This is a genomic window from Gordonia otitidis NBRC 100426 (assembly GCF_000248075.1).
Lineage (GTDB): Bacteria > Actinomycetota > Actinomycetes > Mycobacteriales > Mycobacteriaceae > Gordonia > Gordonia otitidis.
In genome coordinates, this window is record NZ_BAFB01000028.1 from 1 (window position 1) to 17086 (window position 17086).

At 66.6% G+C, this 17086-nt stretch carries 18 protein-coding genes; 15 read left to right on the forward strand and 3 right to left on the reverse strand.

Annotation, left to right across the window (positions count from 1 at the left end; translation table 11 throughout):
• From GOOTI_RS02960 to tsaD, 7 genes are all read left to right on the forward strand, one after another.
• A partial coding sequence (locus GOOTI_RS02960; protein WP_007237071.1) for a bifunctional ADP-dependent NAD(P)H-hydrate dehydratase/NAD(P)H-hydrate epimerase occupies window positions 1-1017 on the forward strand: 1017 nt, incomplete at its 5' end.
• Between the two features lie 94 nt (window positions 1018-1111).
• Complete coding sequence (gene alr / locus GOOTI_RS02965) at window positions 1112-2302, forward strand: alanine racemase (protein ID WP_007237072.1); 1191 nt, start codon at window positions 1112-1114, stop codon at window positions 2300-2302.
• The gene (locus GOOTI_RS02970) at window positions 2299-3426 is read left to right on the forward strand and encodes an alpha/beta fold hydrolase (protein WP_007237073.1); all 1128 of its coding nucleotides are present in this window, start codon (window positions 2299-2301) and stop codon (window positions 3424-3426) included. Before alr ends, GOOTI_RS02970 begins: the two co-directional genes overlap by 4 nt.
• Entirely contained in the window at window positions 3423-3875 is a 453-nt protein-coding gene (tsaE, locus tag GOOTI_RS02975) for a tRNA (adenosine(37)-N6)-threonylcarbamoyltransferase complex ATPase subunit type 1 TsaE (protein ID WP_007237074.1), read from the forward strand. Before GOOTI_RS02970 ends, tsaE begins: the two co-directional genes overlap by 4 nt.
• The gene (gene tsaB / locus GOOTI_RS02980) at window positions 3868-4569 is read left to right on the forward strand and encodes a tRNA (adenosine(37)-N6)-threonylcarbamoyltransferase complex dimerization subunit type 1 TsaB (protein ID WP_007237075.1); all 702 of its coding nucleotides are present in this window, start codon (window positions 3868-3870) and stop codon (window positions 4567-4569) included. Before tsaE ends, tsaB begins: the two co-directional genes overlap by 8 nt.
• Window positions 4566-5063, forward strand: coding sequence for a ribosomal protein S18-alanine N-acetyltransferase (rimI, locus tag GOOTI_RS02985; protein ID WP_007237076.1), 498 nt, complete (start codon window positions 4566-4568; stop codon window positions 5061-5063). The genes tsaB and rimI overlap by 4 nt, the downstream gene beginning before the upstream one ends.
• Window positions 5060-6109: a tRNA (adenosine(37)-N6)-threonylcarbamoyltransferase complex transferase subunit TsaD gene (gene tsaD, locus GOOTI_RS02990; protein ID WP_007237077.1), complete on the forward strand. Its 1050-nt coding sequence runs from the start codon at window positions 5060-5062 to the stop codon at window positions 6107-6109. Before rimI ends, tsaD begins: the two co-directional genes overlap by 4 nt.
• Before the next feature lie 10 nt (window positions 6110-6119).
• On the opposite strand, the gene GOOTI_RS02995 is transcribed toward tsaD, so the two are convergent.
• The gene (locus GOOTI_RS02995) at window positions 6120-6530 is read right to left on the reverse strand and encodes a MarR family winged helix-turn-helix transcriptional regulator (protein ID WP_007237078.1); all 411 of its coding nucleotides are present in this window, start codon (window positions 6528-6530) and stop codon (window positions 6120-6122) included.
• A 99-nt stretch (window positions 6531-6629) separates the two neighbouring features.
• Between GOOTI_RS02995 and GOOTI_RS03000 the strand changes: the two genes are divergently transcribed.
• From GOOTI_RS03000 to groL, 3 genes are all read left to right on the forward strand, one after another.
• Window positions 6630-8153: an MFS transporter gene (locus GOOTI_RS03000; protein ID WP_233425406.1), complete on the forward strand. Its 1524-nt coding sequence runs from the start codon at window positions 6630-6632 to the stop codon at window positions 8151-8153.
• Between the two features lie 168 nt (window positions 8154-8321).
• Complete coding sequence (gene groES, locus GOOTI_RS03005) at window positions 8322-8621, forward strand: co-chaperone GroES (RefSeq protein ID WP_005174150.1); 300 nt, start codon at window positions 8322-8324, stop codon at window positions 8619-8621.
• Window positions 8622-8734: 113 nt separating this feature from the next.
• Window positions 8735-10348 carry a chaperonin GroEL gene (gene groL, locus GOOTI_RS03010; RefSeq protein WP_007237080.1) on the forward strand — a complete coding sequence of 538 codons (1614 nt, stop codon included), beginning with the start codon at window positions 8735-8737 and terminating at the stop codon, window positions 10346-10348.
• Window positions 10349-10527: 179 nt separating this feature from the next.
• Here groL and GOOTI_RS03015 read toward each other — a convergent pair whose 3' ends face one another.
• Window positions 10528-10824, reverse strand: coding sequence for a WhiB family transcriptional regulator (locus GOOTI_RS03015; protein WP_005174148.1), 297 nt, complete (start codon window positions 10822-10824; stop codon window positions 10528-10530).
• A gap of 449 nt (window positions 10825-11273) precedes the next feature.
• Here GOOTI_RS03015 and GOOTI_RS03020 point away from each other — a divergent pair, with 449 nt between their 5' ends.
• From GOOTI_RS03020 to GOOTI_RS03030, 3 genes are all read left to right on the forward strand, one after another.
• Window positions 11274-12098, forward strand: coding sequence for a hypothetical protein (locus tag GOOTI_RS03020; RefSeq protein ID WP_138985145.1), 825 nt, complete (start codon window positions 11274-11276; stop codon window positions 12096-12098).
• Between the two features lie 61 nt (window positions 12099-12159).
• Window positions 12160-12747 (forward strand): sigma-70 family RNA polymerase sigma factor, encoded by a 588-nt coding sequence (locus tag GOOTI_RS03025; RefSeq protein ID WP_007237082.1) that lies wholly within the window; start codon window positions 12160-12162, stop codon window positions 12745-12747.
• Window positions 12728-13660, forward strand: coding sequence for an anti-sigma-D factor RsdA (locus GOOTI_RS03030; protein WP_373279008.1), 933 nt, complete (start codon window positions 12728-12730; stop codon window positions 13658-13660). The genes GOOTI_RS03025 and GOOTI_RS03030 overlap by 20 nt, the downstream gene beginning before the upstream one ends.
• Window positions 13661-13795: 135 nt before the next feature.
• Here GOOTI_RS03030 and GOOTI_RS03035 read toward each other — a convergent pair whose 3' ends face one another.
• The gene (locus GOOTI_RS03035) at window positions 13796-14185 is read right to left on the reverse strand and encodes a DUF5319 domain-containing protein (RefSeq protein ID WP_039993237.1); all 390 of its coding nucleotides are present in this window, start codon (window positions 14183-14185) and stop codon (window positions 13796-13798) included.
• A gap of 147 nt (window positions 14186-14332) precedes the next feature.
• Here GOOTI_RS03035 and guaB point away from each other — a divergent pair, with 147 nt between their 5' ends.
• Complete coding sequence (gene guaB / locus GOOTI_RS03040; protein ID WP_007237085.1) at window positions 14333-15844, forward strand: IMP dehydrogenase; 1512 nt, start codon at window positions 14333-14335, stop codon at window positions 15842-15844.
• A gap of 90 nt (window positions 15845-15934) precedes the next feature.
• Window positions 15935-17077, forward strand: coding sequence for a GuaB3 family IMP dehydrogenase-related protein (locus GOOTI_RS03045; protein WP_007237086.1), 1143 nt, complete (start codon window positions 15935-15937; stop codon window positions 17075-17077).
• Window positions 17078-17086 lie beyond the last annotated feature (9 nt).

Below are 17086 nucleotides of genomic sequence, written 5' to 3' on the forward strand. Positions count from 1 at the left end.
GTCGCTGTCGACCTTCCGTCCGGGGTCGACGCCGACACCGGACAGGTCAACCACCCGGCGGTACGCGCCGACGTGACCGTCACCTTCGGGGTGCGGCGACACGCTCACCTGCTCGCGGCACCACAGTGCGGCCGAATCGAACTCGTCGACATCGGACTCGCTGAGGATCCCGAGGGCGAGCCGACGTCGACCGGGGGCACCGGCGCGCAGTCGCCACGCCTGTACGCGTTGACCGACGCCGAGATCGCCGACGCGTGGCCGATACCTGGCCCGCACGACGACAAGTACACGCAAGGTGTCGTCGGAGTGATCGCCGGCTCGCATCGCTATCCGGGCGCGGGAATCCTGTGCACGGGTGCCGCCGTGACCGCGACATCGGGCATGACGCGGTACGTCGGATCGGCGCACGCCGAGGTGGTGGAGCACTTCCCGGAAGTGGTCGCGGTGCCCGAGTTCGCCGACGCCGGTCGGGTACAGGCATGGGTCGTCGGCCCGGGAGCCGGAACCGACGACGCGGCCACCGAACTCCTGGGCAAGATCCTCGCCACAGAACTCCCGGTTCTCGTCGATGCCGACGGGCTGACCGTGTTGTCGGAGCATCCAGATCTCGTGCGCGGGCGCGACGCCCCGACGTTGCTGACGCCGCACGCGGGCGAATTCGCTCGGCTCACCGGGGAAGAGGTGGGCGCCGATCGTCTCGGGGCCGTCGCCGGACTCGCACGACGCTGGGGCGTCACGGTGCTCTTGAAGGGGCGCGTGACCTTGGTCGCGGAGTCCGACGGCACGGTGTTCGGCAACGACGCGCAATCGTCGTGGGCGGCGACCGCCGGAGCGGGTGACGTGTTGTCGGGGATCGCGGGCGCTCTTCTCGCCGCGGGTCTGCCGCCCCTGTGGGCGGGCGCAGCAGCAGCGCGCGTGCACGCCCACTCCGCGGCGCTGGCCAGCGGTGGCGCACCCATCGGGGCGTCGAACCTGCTCGGTGCGCTGAGGCCGGCGATCCGCCGTCTGCTGGCCTGAGGCACGAGCAGGCTCCGCGAACGGCTGGGACCTCTCGGATCGCCGATCACGACCCCCTGAGTGCGACACAAACCACTTCCGCGGATCTGGGACAATGGTCGTGATGACCTCTCACGATCCGACGCCCGGCGCCCTGCCCGCAGCCCTGACGGCGACCATCGATCTCGACGCGATCGCGCACAACGTCGGTGTGCTCCGCGCCGCGTCGGGCACCGATCTGATCGCGGTGGTCAAGGCGAACGGCTACGGGCATGGTGCCGCGCCGGTCGCGCGAGCGACACTCGAAGCGGGAGCGGCAGAACTCGGCGTCGCGCACATCACGGAGGCGCTGGCGTTGCGCGACGCAGGTATCGACGCCCACATCACCGCGTGGCTGCACACCAACCACGCCCCGTTCGATGCCGCGATCTCCGCAGACATCGACATCGCGCTGTCGTCACGGCGTCAACTCGCCCGTGTCGTCGACGCCGCGCAGCGTCTGGGACGCTCCGCCACTGTGACCGCCAAGGTCGACACCGGACTCAATCGCAGCGGTGTCGCCGCCGACGAATGGGCCGACTTCGCGGACGATCTCGCCAAGGCGAAAGCCGACGGCGCGGTGCGGGTACGCGCGATCATGTGCCATCTCGTGCGCGGCGACGAGCCGGAGCATCCGTTGAACTCGCAGCAGGCCGAACGCCTCGACGCCGCTGCCGCAGATCTCGCGCAGCTGGGGAGCCCCGCCGAGGTGATGCACATCGCCAATTCGCCGGCGGCGCTCACTCGTCCGGACCTCGCCCGCGACCTGGTGCGGCCCGGCCTCGCGCTCTACGGATGCAGCCCGATTCCCGAGCGCGGTGACTTCGGGCTGGTACCCGCGATGACACTGCGTGCCGAGGTCGCGTTGGTCAAGACACTCGCCGCAGGGCAGGGCGTCTCGTACAACCACCACTGGACGTCGGAACGCGACACCATGATCGCGGTGATTCCGGCCGGCTACGCCGACGGTGTGCCGCGGTTGCTGTCCAACCAGATGCGGGTACAGATCAACGGTCGCAGTTTCCCGCAGGTCGGTCGGATCTGTATGGACCAGTTCGTGATCGACCTCGGCCCCGATGGTGGCGGCGTCGCGGAGGGCGACATCGCCGAACTGTTCGGAACGGGGGCCGACGGCGCCCCGATCGCTCGTGAGTGGGCCGATCAGATCGGCACCATCGACTACGAGATCATCAGCGGGATCGGCGCACGAGCCCATCGCCGGTATGTGGGCCGGGCGGCCCGCGAAACCCGGACGGCGCAGCGGTGAAGCCTTACGAACGGCTCGGTCTCGTCGCCGGGCTCGGTGGGCTCGGCGCGCTCGGCGGGCTGGCCGCCGCGGGTGCGGGTCGTGCGTTGGCGCGGCGTCGCGAGGACTCACGCGACGACCCTTACGCCGGAATCGATTTCACTGCCATCTACTCCGACGAAGCCTCGACGGTGACCACCGACGACGGCCTCGCCCTCGCCGTCCGCACCGTCGATCTCGGCGGCCTGCAGTCGCGCGAGACGCCCGAGGTGACCGTGCTTTTCGTGCACGGATTCAGTCTCCGCATGGCGTCGTGGCATTTCCAACGGTTCGACCTCGCGGCGGCGTGGGCCGACCGGCGCATCCGGATGGTGTTCTTCGACCATCGCGGGCACGGGAAGTCCGACGCCGCTCCGCCCGAGACCTGCACCATCGCTCAGATCTCCGACGACGTCGGTGCCGTGATGCGGACCGTCGCGCCGTCGGGAAGCGTTGTGCTGTGCGGACATTCGATGGGTGGGATGTCGATCATGGCGCTCGCGCGTCGCCACCCCGAACTGTTCGGCCCCGACGGGCCCGTCGCGGGCGTTGCATTGGTGGCAACGGCTGCCAAGGGCCTCACGGAAGCGGGACTCGCGCGTGGGCTGCGGAATCCACTGGTGGACGCGTTCCGCGCCACCGTGCGCCACACGCCGCGGGTGATCGAAGCCGGCCGCGATCTGACGAGACTGATCCTCGAACCGGTGCTCGTGTCGGCGAGTTTCGGGCCGGACTTCCACAGCGCGGCGCTCGGTCGGGCGGTGGAGAAGATGATCCAGAACACGCCGATCTCGACCGTCGTGAGTTTCCTCAACGCGTTGGAGCACCACGACGAGTCGATGGGCCTTCCCGTGATCGCACAGGTGCCGACCACTGTCGTGTGCGGTACCGCCGATCAGATGACACCGCTGCCGAATTCGCTGCACATGTTCGGCGATCTCGGCGACGACTCCCGACTCGACATCGTCGACGGCGCCGGACACATGGTCCTGATGGAGCAACCGGATCGGGTGACCGACGCCATCGCCGACCTGGTCGAACGCTCGCGCTCGGCGCTGCCCCAGCCACGACGGCGTCGTATTCCGCTGTTGGGCAGGCGACGATGACCGATACCGGTCGCACGTGGACGCGTGAGCTGCCAGACGTCGCCGACACGGAAGCCCTCGGGGTCGAACTCGGCGAGGATCTCTCGGCGGGCGACGTGGTCATCCTCGACGGACCGCTCGGCGCAGGCAAGACGGCGCTGGCGCGCGGAATCGCCGCGGGACTCGGCGTCGTCGGTCGGGTGTCGTCGCCGACCTTCATCATCGCCCGTGAGCACAAACCCGGTCGACCGGGGCAGCCGGGCATGGTGCACGTCGACGCGTACCGTCTCGGTGGCCTCGACGAACTCGACGCCCTCGACCTCGACACCGATCTCACGGACGCGGTGGTCGTCGTCGAATGGGGGGAGGGTGTCGCGGAGCGTCTTGCCGAACGACACCTGCTGGTGCGATTGCACCGCGATCCCGACACCGATGTCCGCCACGCGCAATGGAGTTGGATAGATGGATGAGATGACGGTGCTCGTCATCGACACGGCAACCGACGTGGTGGTGACCGGCGTCGGAACGGTGACGGGCGCAGCGGTACGCGTGTTGGCGGACCGAGCCGTTGCCGATCACCGGCGGCACGCCGAAGTGCTGACGACCCTGATGTCCGAGGCCATGGACGAGGCAGGGATCAGGCGCGAAGGGCTCAACGCGATCGTTGTCGGATGTGGCCCCGGTCCGTTCACGGGTCTGCGCGTCGGAATGGCGACCGGGGCCGGATTCGGTGATGCACTCGGTCTGCCCGTTTACGGTGTGAGCTCACTCGATGCCATCGCCTCGGATGCGGCACGACATTTCCCGTCGAACGCGTCGATGCTCGTGGTGACCGACGCGCGGCGTCGGGAGGTGTATTGGGCGCGGTACGCCGACGGTGAGAGGATCAGCGGGCCGGATGTGTCCGCGCCGGATGTGGTCGCGAACTCGCTTGCCGCACAACCGGCCGACGTCGCGGCAGGATCACCGCACCATCTCGAACTCTGCGGATGGCGTGGCGAACCGTCGCTGGTGAGCGCCCCGACGGTACGCGGACTGCTCCTGGCAGGCGCGCACGACGTATTGGCGGGAGCCCCGCCGCGACCGCTCGTCCCGCTCTACCTGCGGCGCCCGGATGCGGTCGAACGGAAAGACCAGCGCGACAAGGCGGTGACTCCCGGATGACCACGCCCGAATTGCTCATCGACCGCCTCGAGTTTTCGGACATCCCGCGGTGCGCGGAACTCGAACAGGAGATGTTCGTCGGCGATTCCCCTTGGCCGGCAACCGCATTCCGCGCCGAGCTGAATGCGCCCTACAATCGGTACTTCGCCGCACGCGAGACACCGGGAGGTGCGGTCGTCGGCTACGCGGGTATTTCGACGCTCGGCGCTGGCGGCGCTTACGAGTGTGAGATCCACACGATCGCCGTCGCCCCGAGCCATCGTGGTCTGGGCTACGGGCGGGCGCTCCTCGCCGAGATGTTGGACGTCGCCGATGCCGCCGATGCTCCGGTCTACCTCGAGGTCAGAACCGACAACGACACGGCGATAGAACTCTACGAACGCAATGGATTCGTTCGACGCGGCGTGCGCCGCAACTACTATCAGCCCTCCGGCGCTGACGCCTACACGATGGCGCGTCCGTCCGTCTCGGGGCGTGGAGGTGACCCGGCATGATCGTGATGGGAGTCGAGAGTTCGTGCGACGAGACCGGCGTCGGCATCGTCGAATGGACGCCCGGCGACGGCGATGGTCCGGGAAACGTGACGCTCCTCGCCGACGAGGTGGCCTCGAGTGTCGACGAGCACGCACGGTTCGGGGGAGTGGTGCCCGAGATCGCGTCGCGTGCGCATCTCGAGGCGATCGTTCCGGCGATGCAGCGCGCGCGGGAGGCTGCGGGGATCGACAAGCCCGACGCCATCGCCGTGACCATCGGGCCGGGACTGGCCGGAGCGCTGCTCGTCGGAGTTGCCGCGGCCAAGGCGTATTCGCTGGCATGGGACGTTCCGCTGTATGCGATGAACCATCTCGGCGGCCACGTCGCGGTCGACACCCTCGAGCACGGACCCATGCCCGAATGTGTTGCGCTGCTCGTATCCGGCGGTCACACGCATCTGCTTCACGTCACCGACCTGGCCGACCCGATCGTCGAACTCGGTACGACCGTCGACGACGCAGCAGGCGAGGCGTTCGACAAGGTCGCGCGACTGCTCGACCTCGGATTCCCCGGCGGACCGGCACTCGACAAGGCTGCAGCACAGGGCGATCCGCACGCGATCGAGTTCCCCCGCGGCATGACCGGACCCCGCGATGCCCGCTACGACTTCTCGTTCTCCGGCGTGAAGACGGCCGTTGCCCGCTACGTCGAGAAGTGCCGTCGCGACGGGGTCGACGTGCCGATCGCCGACGTCGCGGCGTCGTTTCAGGAGGCCGTGGCGGATGTGCTGACGCTCAAGGCGGTTCGTGCGTGTATCGACCTCGGTGTCGGCACGTTGGTACTCGGTGGGGGTGCGACGGCCAACTCCCGAATCCGATCGCTCGCCCAGGAGCGCTGCGCTGCGGCGGGTATCACGCTCCGCGTCCCGAAGCCCCGACTCTGCACCGACAACGGTGTGATGATCGCGACGCTCGGAGCTCACGTGATCGCCGGCGGCGCGCAACCGTCCCCGTTGACGGTGGCCACCGATCCTGGACTGAGCGTTCAGGTGTCGCAGGAGCGCTGAGCGGCCGGCGTCACTGCTCGCGCAGCAGTTGTGGGCACCCGTCGGTGAGCGAGGCGAGCGTCTCGCGTTGAGTCGGGCGTGCCTGGGCGTAACGCTCCTCCCCGGCGGCCGTCAGCGCTGCGAACACCGAGCGCCGGTCGGATTCACACATCGTGCGAGACACCAGCCCGTCTTTCTCGAGTCGCGCGACGACGCGCGACAGTGCGCTCTGGCTGAGGTGCACGCCACCCGCGAGTTCGCTCATGCGTGCCTGGTGCGCATCGGACTCGGCGAGCAACTCGAGTACCTCGAACTCGCTCGACGACAGGTTGTGTTTGCTCTGCAGCTCGCGATCGAGCGAACAGAGGACCTTGTTGTAGCGGATCGAGAGATCGCGCCATGCGGCGGCGAGTTCGTCGGAAGATGTCACCGCCTTGGTCATGGACCGCATCCTACCCTCACCGGCGGATATATGTTCGGGCAAAAGATGTGACCGCAATTAATGTAGACGCAATGAATGCACGTGCATATAGTTCCTCGCATGGCACACAACACGCATGAAGTGGTCATCGCGAACAGGTCTGACTCGACGCCCGACGTGGGCGAGCAGGCGTACGACATCCAACCGGTGCACCCCGAACCGTCATCGGACCTACACATCACCTCGGCGACGGGCTGGACGAGCAGGGTCTGGATACTCCTGGTCGTCCTGGCGGGCGCGCTGTTCCTCGACGGCCTCGACATCTCGATGGTCGGCGTCGCGCTGCCGTCGATCGGCACGGATCTGCACATGGGGCAGTCGCAGCTCCAGTGGATCGTGAGTGCCTATGTACTCGGTTACGGTGGGCTGTTACTGCTCGGTGGGCGGGCCAGCGATCTCTTCGGCCGGCGTCGGGTCTTCCTCGTCGCTCTCGGGGTTTTCGGCGTCGCATCGGTCGCGAGCGCCGTCGTCGACATCAATGGTGTGATCATCGGCCTTCGGTTCGTCAAAGGCATTGCCGCGGCCTTCACGGTCCCCGCGGGACTGTCGATCATCACGACGACTTTCGCCGAGGGCCCCGCACGTAACAAGGCGTTCAGCATCTATACAGTCTGCGGCGCGAGCGGCTTCTCGCTCGGGCTGGTCTTCGGTGGGCTGCTGACCGAACTCTCCTGGCGGGCGACCCTGCTGTTTCCGGGGCCGGTCGCACTGCTCCTGCTCCTCGCCGGAATTCGCGTGATTCCGCGCGCTGCACGTACCCGCATGCAGTGGCGAGAGTTCGACGCACTCGGCGCACTCACCAGTACCGGAGCGCTGCTGCTCCTCGTTCTCGCCGTGGTGCGGGCACCCGAGATCGGGTGGGTGGCCCCGGTGACGATCGTCAGCTTCGCCGCAGCGGTCCTGCTCGGTCTCGCATTCGTCATCGTCGAGTTCCGTCACCGCCACCCGCTCGTGCGTCCGGGAATCCTCCGATCGATGCTCCTGGTGCACGCCAATGTCTCGGGCGCGCTGATGTTCGGCGGCTACGTCGCATTCCAGTTCGTCGTGACGCTCTACCTGCAGGACTCGCTGGAATGGTCTCCGCTGTCGATGGCGCTCGCCTTCCTCCCGGCGGGAGCGATCGTGGTGGCCAGTGCCCTTCGGATGGACAGGGTGCTCGACCGGGTGCCGACGCCGTTGCTGCTCGTGGTCGGCTTCTCGGCGTTCCTCGGCGGCTACCTGTGGTTCTCCAGGGTGCAGCCCGGCATGTCCTACGTCGACTTCCTGCTGCCGACGATCGTGCTCCTCGGCGTGGGCTTCGCGCTGTGCTTCCCGTCGATCAACTCGCAGGGCACAGCGGGTGTCGCCGACCATGAGCAGGGCCTGGCGTCCGGTCTGGTGAACACGAGTGTTCAGGTTGGCGGGGCGGTGATGCTGGCTGTCATCACCGCGGTCTTGGCCAGTTCGACCGAGTCGTCGCAGCGCGGCCAACTGCTCGGCGGGATGTCGACGGCGATCTGGGTGGTCAGTGCGCTCGCCGTGGTCGGTCTGGTCGGCGCTCTCGTGGCATCGTGGCTGTCGCGTCGTGTTCCGGCGCGCGTCTGACGGGTCGATGCATGGAGTTGCACCCGGGCCCCTTGAGTGCTGGCACTCTCGCGTATAGAGTGCCAGTAGGCACTGAAGTGAACCTCGGCACCCGCGACGACGAGGTTTCGTGCAGGGCCCGCAAACACATACATCGTTTCTCAGATGAGAAAGTTGAGGACTCACATCGTGGCGAGCGTGAACATCAAGCCGCTTGAGGACAAGATCCTGGTGCAGGCTGTGGAGGCCGAGACGACCACCGCATCCGGTCTGGTCATCCCGGACACCGCCAAGGAGAAGCCCCAGGAGGGCACCGTCATCGCCGTCGGCGAGGGACGTGTCACCGAGCAGGGCAATCGCGTCCCTGTCGACGTCAAAGAAGGCGACACCGTCATCTACAGCAAGTACGGCGGCACCGAGATCAAGTACGCCGGTGAGGAGTACCTGATCCTCTCGTCCCGCGACGTGCTCGCGGTGATCGGCAAGTAACAGCCCACGGACCAACGTGTGGTCGTTCCGCCCCGGGGTCTGTACACAGACCCCGGGGCGGATTACGTTGTGCCCCCATTCATTCCAAGTAGAAGGCACTCAAGAAGGAAATCATGGCCAAACAGATCGAATTCGACGAGAAAGCCCGCCGCTCACTCGAGCGCGGTATCGATCAGCTCGCTGACACGGTCAAGGTGACACTCGGCCCGCGCGGGCGGCACGTGGTGCTGTCCAAGGCGTTCGGCGGACCGGCGGTCACCAACGACGGTGTGACGATCGCGCGCGACATCGAACTCGAGGACCCGTTCGAGAACATGGGTGCTCAGTTGGTGAAGTCGGTCGCCACCAAGACCAACGACGTCGCAGGTGACGGAACGACAACTGCAACTGTTCTCGCGCAGGCGATCGTCAGCGAAGGACTGCGCAACGTCGCGGCAGGCGCGAGTCCCGTCGCGCTGGGCGCGGGTATCTCCAAAGCCGCCGACGCGATCAGCGACGAGCTGGTCCGTGTCGCAACGCCTGTCGAGGGCGAGAAGGCCATCGCACAGGTCGCGACCGTCAGCTCGCGTGATCCCGAGGTCGGCGAGATGGTCGGCAAGGCGATGTCGACGGTCGGCACCGACGGCGTCGTCACGGTCGAAGAGGGTTCGGGTCTGCACACAGAACTGGTCGTCACCGAGGGCGTGCAGTTCGACAAGGGCTATCTCTCGCCGTACTTCATCACCGACCCCGACCTCCAGGAAGCGGTTCTCGAGGATGCACTCGTGCTCCTCTACCGCGACAAGATCAGCTCACTGCCCGATTTCCTCCCGCTGTTGGAGAAGGTCGCGCAGTCGGGCAAGTCTCTGCTGATCGTGGCCGAAGACGTCGAGGGTGAGCCGCTGTCGACGCTCGTGGTCAACTCGATCCGCAAGACCATCAAAGCCGTCGCGGTCAAGGCGCCGTTCTTCGGGGATCGTCGCAAGGCCTTCCTCGACGACCTCGCGGTGGTCACCGGCGGCACCGTGATCTCCACCGACATCGGTCTGTCGCTGGCGACGACCGAACTCGACCAGCTCGGCTCCGTGCGTCGGGCGGTGGTCACCAAGGACACCACCACGCTGGTCGAGGGTGGTGGCTCGAAGGAGGCCGTCGCCGCGCGCGCCGAGCAGATCCGACGCGAGATCGACAACAGCGATTCCGATTGGGATCGCGAGAAGCTCGCCGAGCGTCTGGCGAAGCTCTCCGGCGGCATCGCGGTGATCCGCGTCGGTGCCCCGACCGAGACCGCTCTCAAGGAACGCAAGCACCGCGTCGAGGATGCGGTCGCCGCGGCCAAGGCCGCCGTCGAGGAGGGCATCATCCCCGGTGGTGGTTCTGCGCTCGTGCAGGCGTCCAAGGTGCTCGATTCCCTCGCCGAGGGACTCGGCCAGGACGAGGCGCTCGGTGTCCGGGTCGTCCGTGACGCCGTGCGGTCGCCGTTGTACTGGATCGCCAGCAACGCGGGGGTCGACGGTGCGGTCGTGGTCGACAAGGTCACGCGCGAGGAGACCGGCCACGGTTTCAACGCCGCGACGCTCACCTACGGTGACCTGCTCGCCGACGGCATCATCGACCCGGTCAAGGTGACCCGGTCGGCGGTCGTGAACGCCGCGTCTGCCTCTCGGATGGTGCTGACCACCGAGGCTGCTGTCGCCGACGAGCCCGCCGACGGCGCCGACGGCCAGGGGCACGGTCACGCGCACTGAGCGCTTGGCAGACCTGACGTGACACGAAGGAGCCCGGGCAGATCTCACGGTCTGCCCGGGCTCCTTCGTGTGAAAGTTGTGCTTGTGGCGATGAGGTGTCGTATCCGGGAGGGTGTCGCGACGCGGCGGTGACGACGATGTTGATCGACTGTCGCGCCGATCTCACCGACCGGAGTCGATCAGCTCGCGATGCGCCGTCCGACGCCGCGCTTCATCAACATGCTGCGCTCCGACTCCGACAATCCTCCCCAGATGCCGTAGGGCTCAGCGACGGCCAGGGCGTGCTCGCGGCAGTGTGCGATGACGGGGCATTGGTGGCACATTTCCTTTGCGCGACGCTCACGCTGGGCACGCGCTCGTCCGCGCTCACCGTCCGGATGAAAGAACATGGAGGAATCGACACCACGGCAAAGGCCTTGCATCTGCCAATCCCAGATATCGGCATTAGGTCCGGGAAGGTGATTGGGCTGAGGCATGGCACGAACTCCTTTGATTCTCGAGGTACCGCTGCTCTGCTCCGCCGACCCTGAGACCGCCGGAACCACACTTGCGCATCGCCACTTGGGCTGTGCATCGCAAACACTATGCGGACGGCGGAAACAGCGTCAATAGTGCCTCTCGAGGACAAGATCGTTCAAAAAATTCCATCGTTGTTAACGAAATGTTGTGTGGTCGCGTCGAACTAGCACAACCCCGCCCCGCCACCTGCGAGGACCCTCCAGGAGGTTGTCCGAGGTGCTGTGAGCAGCGCCGATGCCGATCGATTTCCCTCTCGCCGGGTGAAAGTGCGATCGTGGGCGCGCGCACGGCCGAGAACACGGGGTAACACGGCGGAAATGTATTCATCATGCGTACGTGACGCGGACGTCGAATTAAAGAATTGTGACGGCACGTTAAATTCAGGAAAACGGGGAGGTCTGAAGTGATGTGGACCACGAAATCGTTGCTGAATTCGTTGCGAATCGATTGGTGGGCGGCCGTCGAGCGTGGAGGCACGGGCGATGGCGCAGCCGCCCTGACGATGCTCAGCCGGCTCCGGGAACGTGCCCGCATCGTGGATGCGTCCGATGTGGTGTCGTTGGCGTGGAGCACGACGGCATCCCTGTACCGCCAGGCCGGCCGTCACGACGTCGCCATCGCCTTCGACGCGGCCGCGCTGTCGGCTCTACCCGGTCCCGTGCGGTGTGACGATCCGTGGTTGCGGGTCGCCGCTCACGACGCGCTGGTCGGACTCGCCGCAGACAACCTCGGACAGCTCCGCTTCCCGGTGACGGCACGACTGCTTGCGCGCGCCGGCGAGCTGTGCCCCGGGTACGAGCCGTCGTTCGGAGGAGGGACCGACGCCCGGGACGCGTGGACGCATTTCGTCACCGAGGTACGACCGCGCGTACGCGAGAGGTGGGTGGGCACGGAATTGGCGATCTACACAGGTGAGGGTGAGCAAGCACGACGTCGGATCGGCGAAGCGCAGGCACTGCTGACGGGTTGTGTCGCGCGAACTCACGAACGTCATCGCATCAAGACCGATCTGATCGCGGCGGCGGCGTCGGCTGACGACAAGCAGGATGCGTATACGGTTGCGGTGTCGTGTCTGGATCGTGCGCGGGCTGCAGGGCTCGAACCGCTGGCCTGGGCGGCATTGTCGCTGATGCGGGGATTGGGCGACACGTCGGAAGTGACGATTGCGGGCATCGCGCGCTCGCATGACATGCTTGTGGATCGGGGTATGCCGTTCCACGGCCGCTCGTAGATCCGTCACGACTCGATTGATCAGCCAACACAAACGTGTAACACGGGAATCTCAACTGACGATGAAACTGACAGGTGTTGAGTTAGACGAAGCCGTCCGCGCAGCCGCGTCGGGCGACCGGGTCGCACTCACGTCAGTCCTCGAAAGTGTGCAGGAACCCATCGTGCGCTACTGCCGGGGGCGGATCGGTGTCGGAGAACGCCACTTGTTCTCCGCTGACGACGTGGCGCAGGAGGCCCTGATGGCTGTCATGACCGCGCTGCCCCGGTATCAGGACCAGGGGCGCCCGTTCATGGCCTTCGTGTACGGCATTGCCGCACACAAGGTCGCCGATGCCATGCGCGTCGCCGGTCGCGTGAAAGCCGACCCGGTCGAACAGATCCCCGAGGTCGTACAGGTCACCGGGGGACCCGAGCAGAGCGCGCTCGATGCCGATGCCAGCAGGCAGATGAAAGCACTGCTCGCGTTGATTCCGGAGAAGCAACGCGAGGTGCTGATACTACGGCTGGTCGTCGGATTGTCGGCCGAGGAGACCGCAGATGCAGTGGGCAGTACGCCAGGTGCGGTCCGGGTCGCGCAACACCGGGCTTTGGCGAAATTGAAGGAACAGCTGAGAAAGGCTGGAGGACATGATGAACGACGAGCGTGAGTCGCGTCGTGGTCGCTCCATGCCGGGTCGGCGGCAGTCGGGGGGCTTGCACGACACCGGAAAGGGTGCGTACAACCAGCACACAGGCGAGTGGGCCACTCCCGACGACACGCCGGTGGACATATCGGCTGTGCAGTTCGACGACGCGTTCCTCGACGCACTCTCGCGCGACGTGCCGACGCCGACACGTGACGACGCCGAATACGAACTCGCAGGGCTGCTCTCTGCGTGGCGCCACGAGTCGCTTGCAGAACCGCTGCCGCTGGGGCCGAGCGTCGCAGAGGTCGAGAAGGCGATAGCCGCACAGGGCCCGAGCGCTCGTGCCCGCACGGTGGTCCGGACGCTGCGTATCGTCGCGGGGGCCGCTGCCGTGGCAGTGGTCGCAGCGGCGGGGCTGACCGTGATGTCGCAGGGTTCCGAACCCGGAGACCCGCTGTGGGGCGTCAAGAAGGTCGTGTTCGCGCAGGCGGCATCCGAAACCCAGGCTGCCTACGACGTACGCTCGAACCTCGAGAAGGCCGAGGCCGAGCTCGCCGCGGGCAACACACAGGCCGCCGAGTCGTTGATCGCGAAAGCCCAGAGTTCGATGGGTCCGGTCCGCGATTCGTCGACCCGCACGCACATGGACGAATGGATCGGACGCCTACGCGCCGACACCGGCGCAACTCTGAGCAACAATCCGTCGGCGACGTCGCCTGGCGGTGGAAACGTCGACACCTCGGGATCTGCGACGAGCGACCCCGCTCAGCCGACCGACCAGCTCATGAATCAGAGTCAAACGAATCCTGCGCCGACGGCGCCGCACACCACGCCGCCGACGACGACCGAAGCTCCGCCGCAGACGACCACCAAGCCGCCGACGACCACCGCCGCGAACGACGGGCCCTCGAGCAGCTGGCCACCGACGAGTTGACCCGTTCCCGGTAGGGATACCTCGGGTGACCGCGAGGATCTCGGATCACATATGAGTGGAGCGCCGCAGTTGCGGCGCTCCACTCATATGTCAGGACTCACATGTCAGGTGCAGCGCATCGCGCCGCGCAATTCGTCAGCGTTCGTCGCCGAGGTGATGGTGTGCGTCGGCGTAACCGCGGCAGTAGTCCCATGTCACATACGCGTCGGGACGCGGATCGACCGCAGGTTCGTGAGGACGAACCGTGCCGTCGATCAGAAGTTGCAGCAGGTTGGCGCGCAGCATGTCCCAGTCGTGGTAGTGATCTTCCTGGCAGTCGTCGCAGACCACGACGAGGCCGCGAATTCCCCGGTGGGCGAGCAGCGCCTCGTAGACGGCGAGATCGGCGAGATCCTCCTCGACCGCGAGCCGTTCGCTCTCGTCCAAGGGGATGCCGGGCTCCATCGAATCCAGCATCGAAGCCGGATCACTGGGGTCGTCGGCGAACGGGTCTGGTGGGAGGCCCGGTGGGAGATGATCACGCACATATCCACCGTAACCGATTCGACCACCTGTGCGCCGCAACGCCTCCACAGATCGACGACGGCGCCGGTGCACGTGGGAATTGGTCATTCCGCGGCACTTCGCTGCGGGCGAAACAAGCGGGCCTCCATTACCAGATAGAATGGACGAATGACGCAGGTTCGCACCGGAGGAGACGACCCCGGCAAGGTCGCAATGCTCGGACTGACGTTTGACGACGTCCTGTTGTTGCCCGCGGCATCGGATGTGATTCCCAGTGAAGTCGACACGTCGTCGCGGGTCACCAGGGACATCACACTGCGTGTGCCTCTGGTCAGTTCGGCGATGGATACGGTCACAGAGTCGCGCATGGCCATCGCCATGGCGCGCGCGGGGGGAATGGGTGTGCTGCACCGAAACCTCTCCATCGAGGCCCAGGCGGGTCAGGTGGAGACGGTCAAGCGGTCAGAAGCAGGTATGGTCACCGACCCGGTGACGTGCTCGCCGACCAATACGCTCGCCGAAGTCGACGCGATGTGCGCGCGGTACCGCATCTCGGGTCTGCCGGTCGTCGACGATCGCGGCGAACTGGTCGGCATCATCACCAACCGTGACATGCGCTTCGAGGTCGACCAGAACCGGCCGGTCTCCGAGGTCATGACCAAGGCACCGCTGATCACCGCACAGGAGGGGGTGTCCGCGGAGGCCGCTCTCGGGCTGCTGCGCCGCAACAAGGTCGAGAAGCTGCCGATCGTCGACGGTAACGGCAAGCTCACCGGCCTGATCACCGTCAAGGACTTCGTCAAGACCGAGCAACACCCGCTCGCCACCAAGGACTCCGACGGCCGCCTGCTGGTCGGCGCCGCGGTCGGTACAGGCGACCCGCAGTGGGAGCGCGCGATGGCGCTCTCCGACGCCGGCGTCGACGTGATCATCGTCGACACCGCCCATGCGCACAATCGTCTCGTCCTCGACATGGTCTCGAAGCTCAAGGCCGAAATCGGCGACCGTGTCCAGATCGTCGGCGGCAACGTTGCGACCCGTGAGGCAGCGCAGGCTCTCGTCGACGCGGGTGTCGATGCGGTCAAGGTCGGTGTCGGCCCGGGCTCGATCTGCACCACGCGGGTCGTCGCCGGTGTGGGTGCACCACAGATCACCGCCATCCTCGAAGCCGTTGCCGTGTGCAAGCAGGCCGACGTCCCGGTGATCGCCGATGGCGGCGTGCAGTACTCCGGCGACATCGCCAAGGCGCTCGCCGCGGGCGCGTCGACCGTGATGCTCGGCTCGCTGTTGGCGGGTACCGCAGAGGCTCCCGGCGATCTGATCCTGGTGAACGGTAAGCAGTCCAAGAGCTACCGCGGTATGGGCTCGCTGGGTGCAATGCAGGGACGCGGGCAGGGCAAGTCGTACTCGAAGGACCGCTACTTCCAGGACGACGTACTCGCCGAGGAGAAGCTGGTGCCCGAAGGCATCGAGGGGCGGGTTCCCTATCGCGGTCCGCTCGGACAGGTTGTCCACCAGCTCGTCGGTGGTCTGCGTGCGTCGATGGGATACACCGGCTCGACGACCATCGACCACCTGCAGGGTGCGCGGTTCGTTCAGATCACCGCAGCGGGTCTCAAGGAGTCGCATCCGCACGACATCACATTGACCGCCGAAGCGCCGAACTACTATTCACGCTGACGTCCCGGTCGCGGTCGTCCCGGCCGCGGCCTACGTGAGCGCGATCCTCGCGGTCGAATAGCAGTCAACCAACCCCAGAGAGGCGCAACGGTGCGTGACCTGACCGACATCGGCATGGGCAGAACCGCCCGCCGGACATACGAACTCGACGACATCAACATCGTCCCGTCACGCCGGACGCGGTCGTCGAAAGAGGTGTCGACGGCCTGGCAGATCGACGCCTACCGGTTCGACTCGCCGATCCTGAGTCATCCCACCGACGCGCTCGTCTCACCACAGATGGCAGTGGCGCTCGGCAAGCTCGGTTCCCTCGGCGCTCTCAACGGAGAGGGCTTGTGGGCGCGGCATCGCGATGTCGAGGACAAGATCGCCCAGCTGGTCGACATCGCGCTCAACGATCCGGATCCGCAAGCCGCCGTACGGTTCCTGCAGGAACTGCATCGCGCTCCCATCGACACCGATTTGCTCGGCGAATCGGTGGCGTTCGTGCGCGACGCAGGCGTCACGACCGCGGTGCGCGTGAGCCCTCAGCATGCGCCCGAACTGACGCCGACTCTCCTCGCCGCAGGAGTGGAGATCCTCGTCGTACACGGCACGATCATCTCTGCCGAGCACGTCGTCCGCGGCGAGGAGGAACCCCTCAACCTCAAGACCTTCATCGCCGATCTCGACATCCCGGTCATCGCGGGCGGTGTCCACGACCACCGCACCGCACTGCACCTCATGCGCACCGGGGCAGCGGGCGTGATCGTCGGTTACGGTTCGGCCGAGGGTGCGACCACGACCTCGGAAGTGCTCGGAATCGGCGTCCCGATGGCGACAGCCATCGCCGACGCCGCAGCGGCCCGTCGGGAATACCTCGACGAGACCGGCGGACGCTACGTCCACGTGATCGCCGATGGCGACATCCACACGTCGGGCGACCTCGCCAAGGCGATCGCCTGTGGAGCCGACGCCGCGGTGCTCGGGACACCGATCGCCGCCGCCGCCGAGGCACCCGGTCACGGTTGGTTCTGGCCGTCGGCGGCCGCACACCCCGACACTCCCCGCGGTGCGCTCCTGCGCGTCTCGACCGACGAAGGGCGCCCGAGTCTCGCCACGGTCCTGAACGGACCGTCCGACGACCCGTTCGGTGAACTGAATCTGGTTGGTGCGCTGCGCCGTTCGATGGCCAAGGCGGGTTACTCCGATCTCAAGGAGTTCCAGAAGGTCGGGTTGTCGGTACGGGCGTGAGGACTCGGG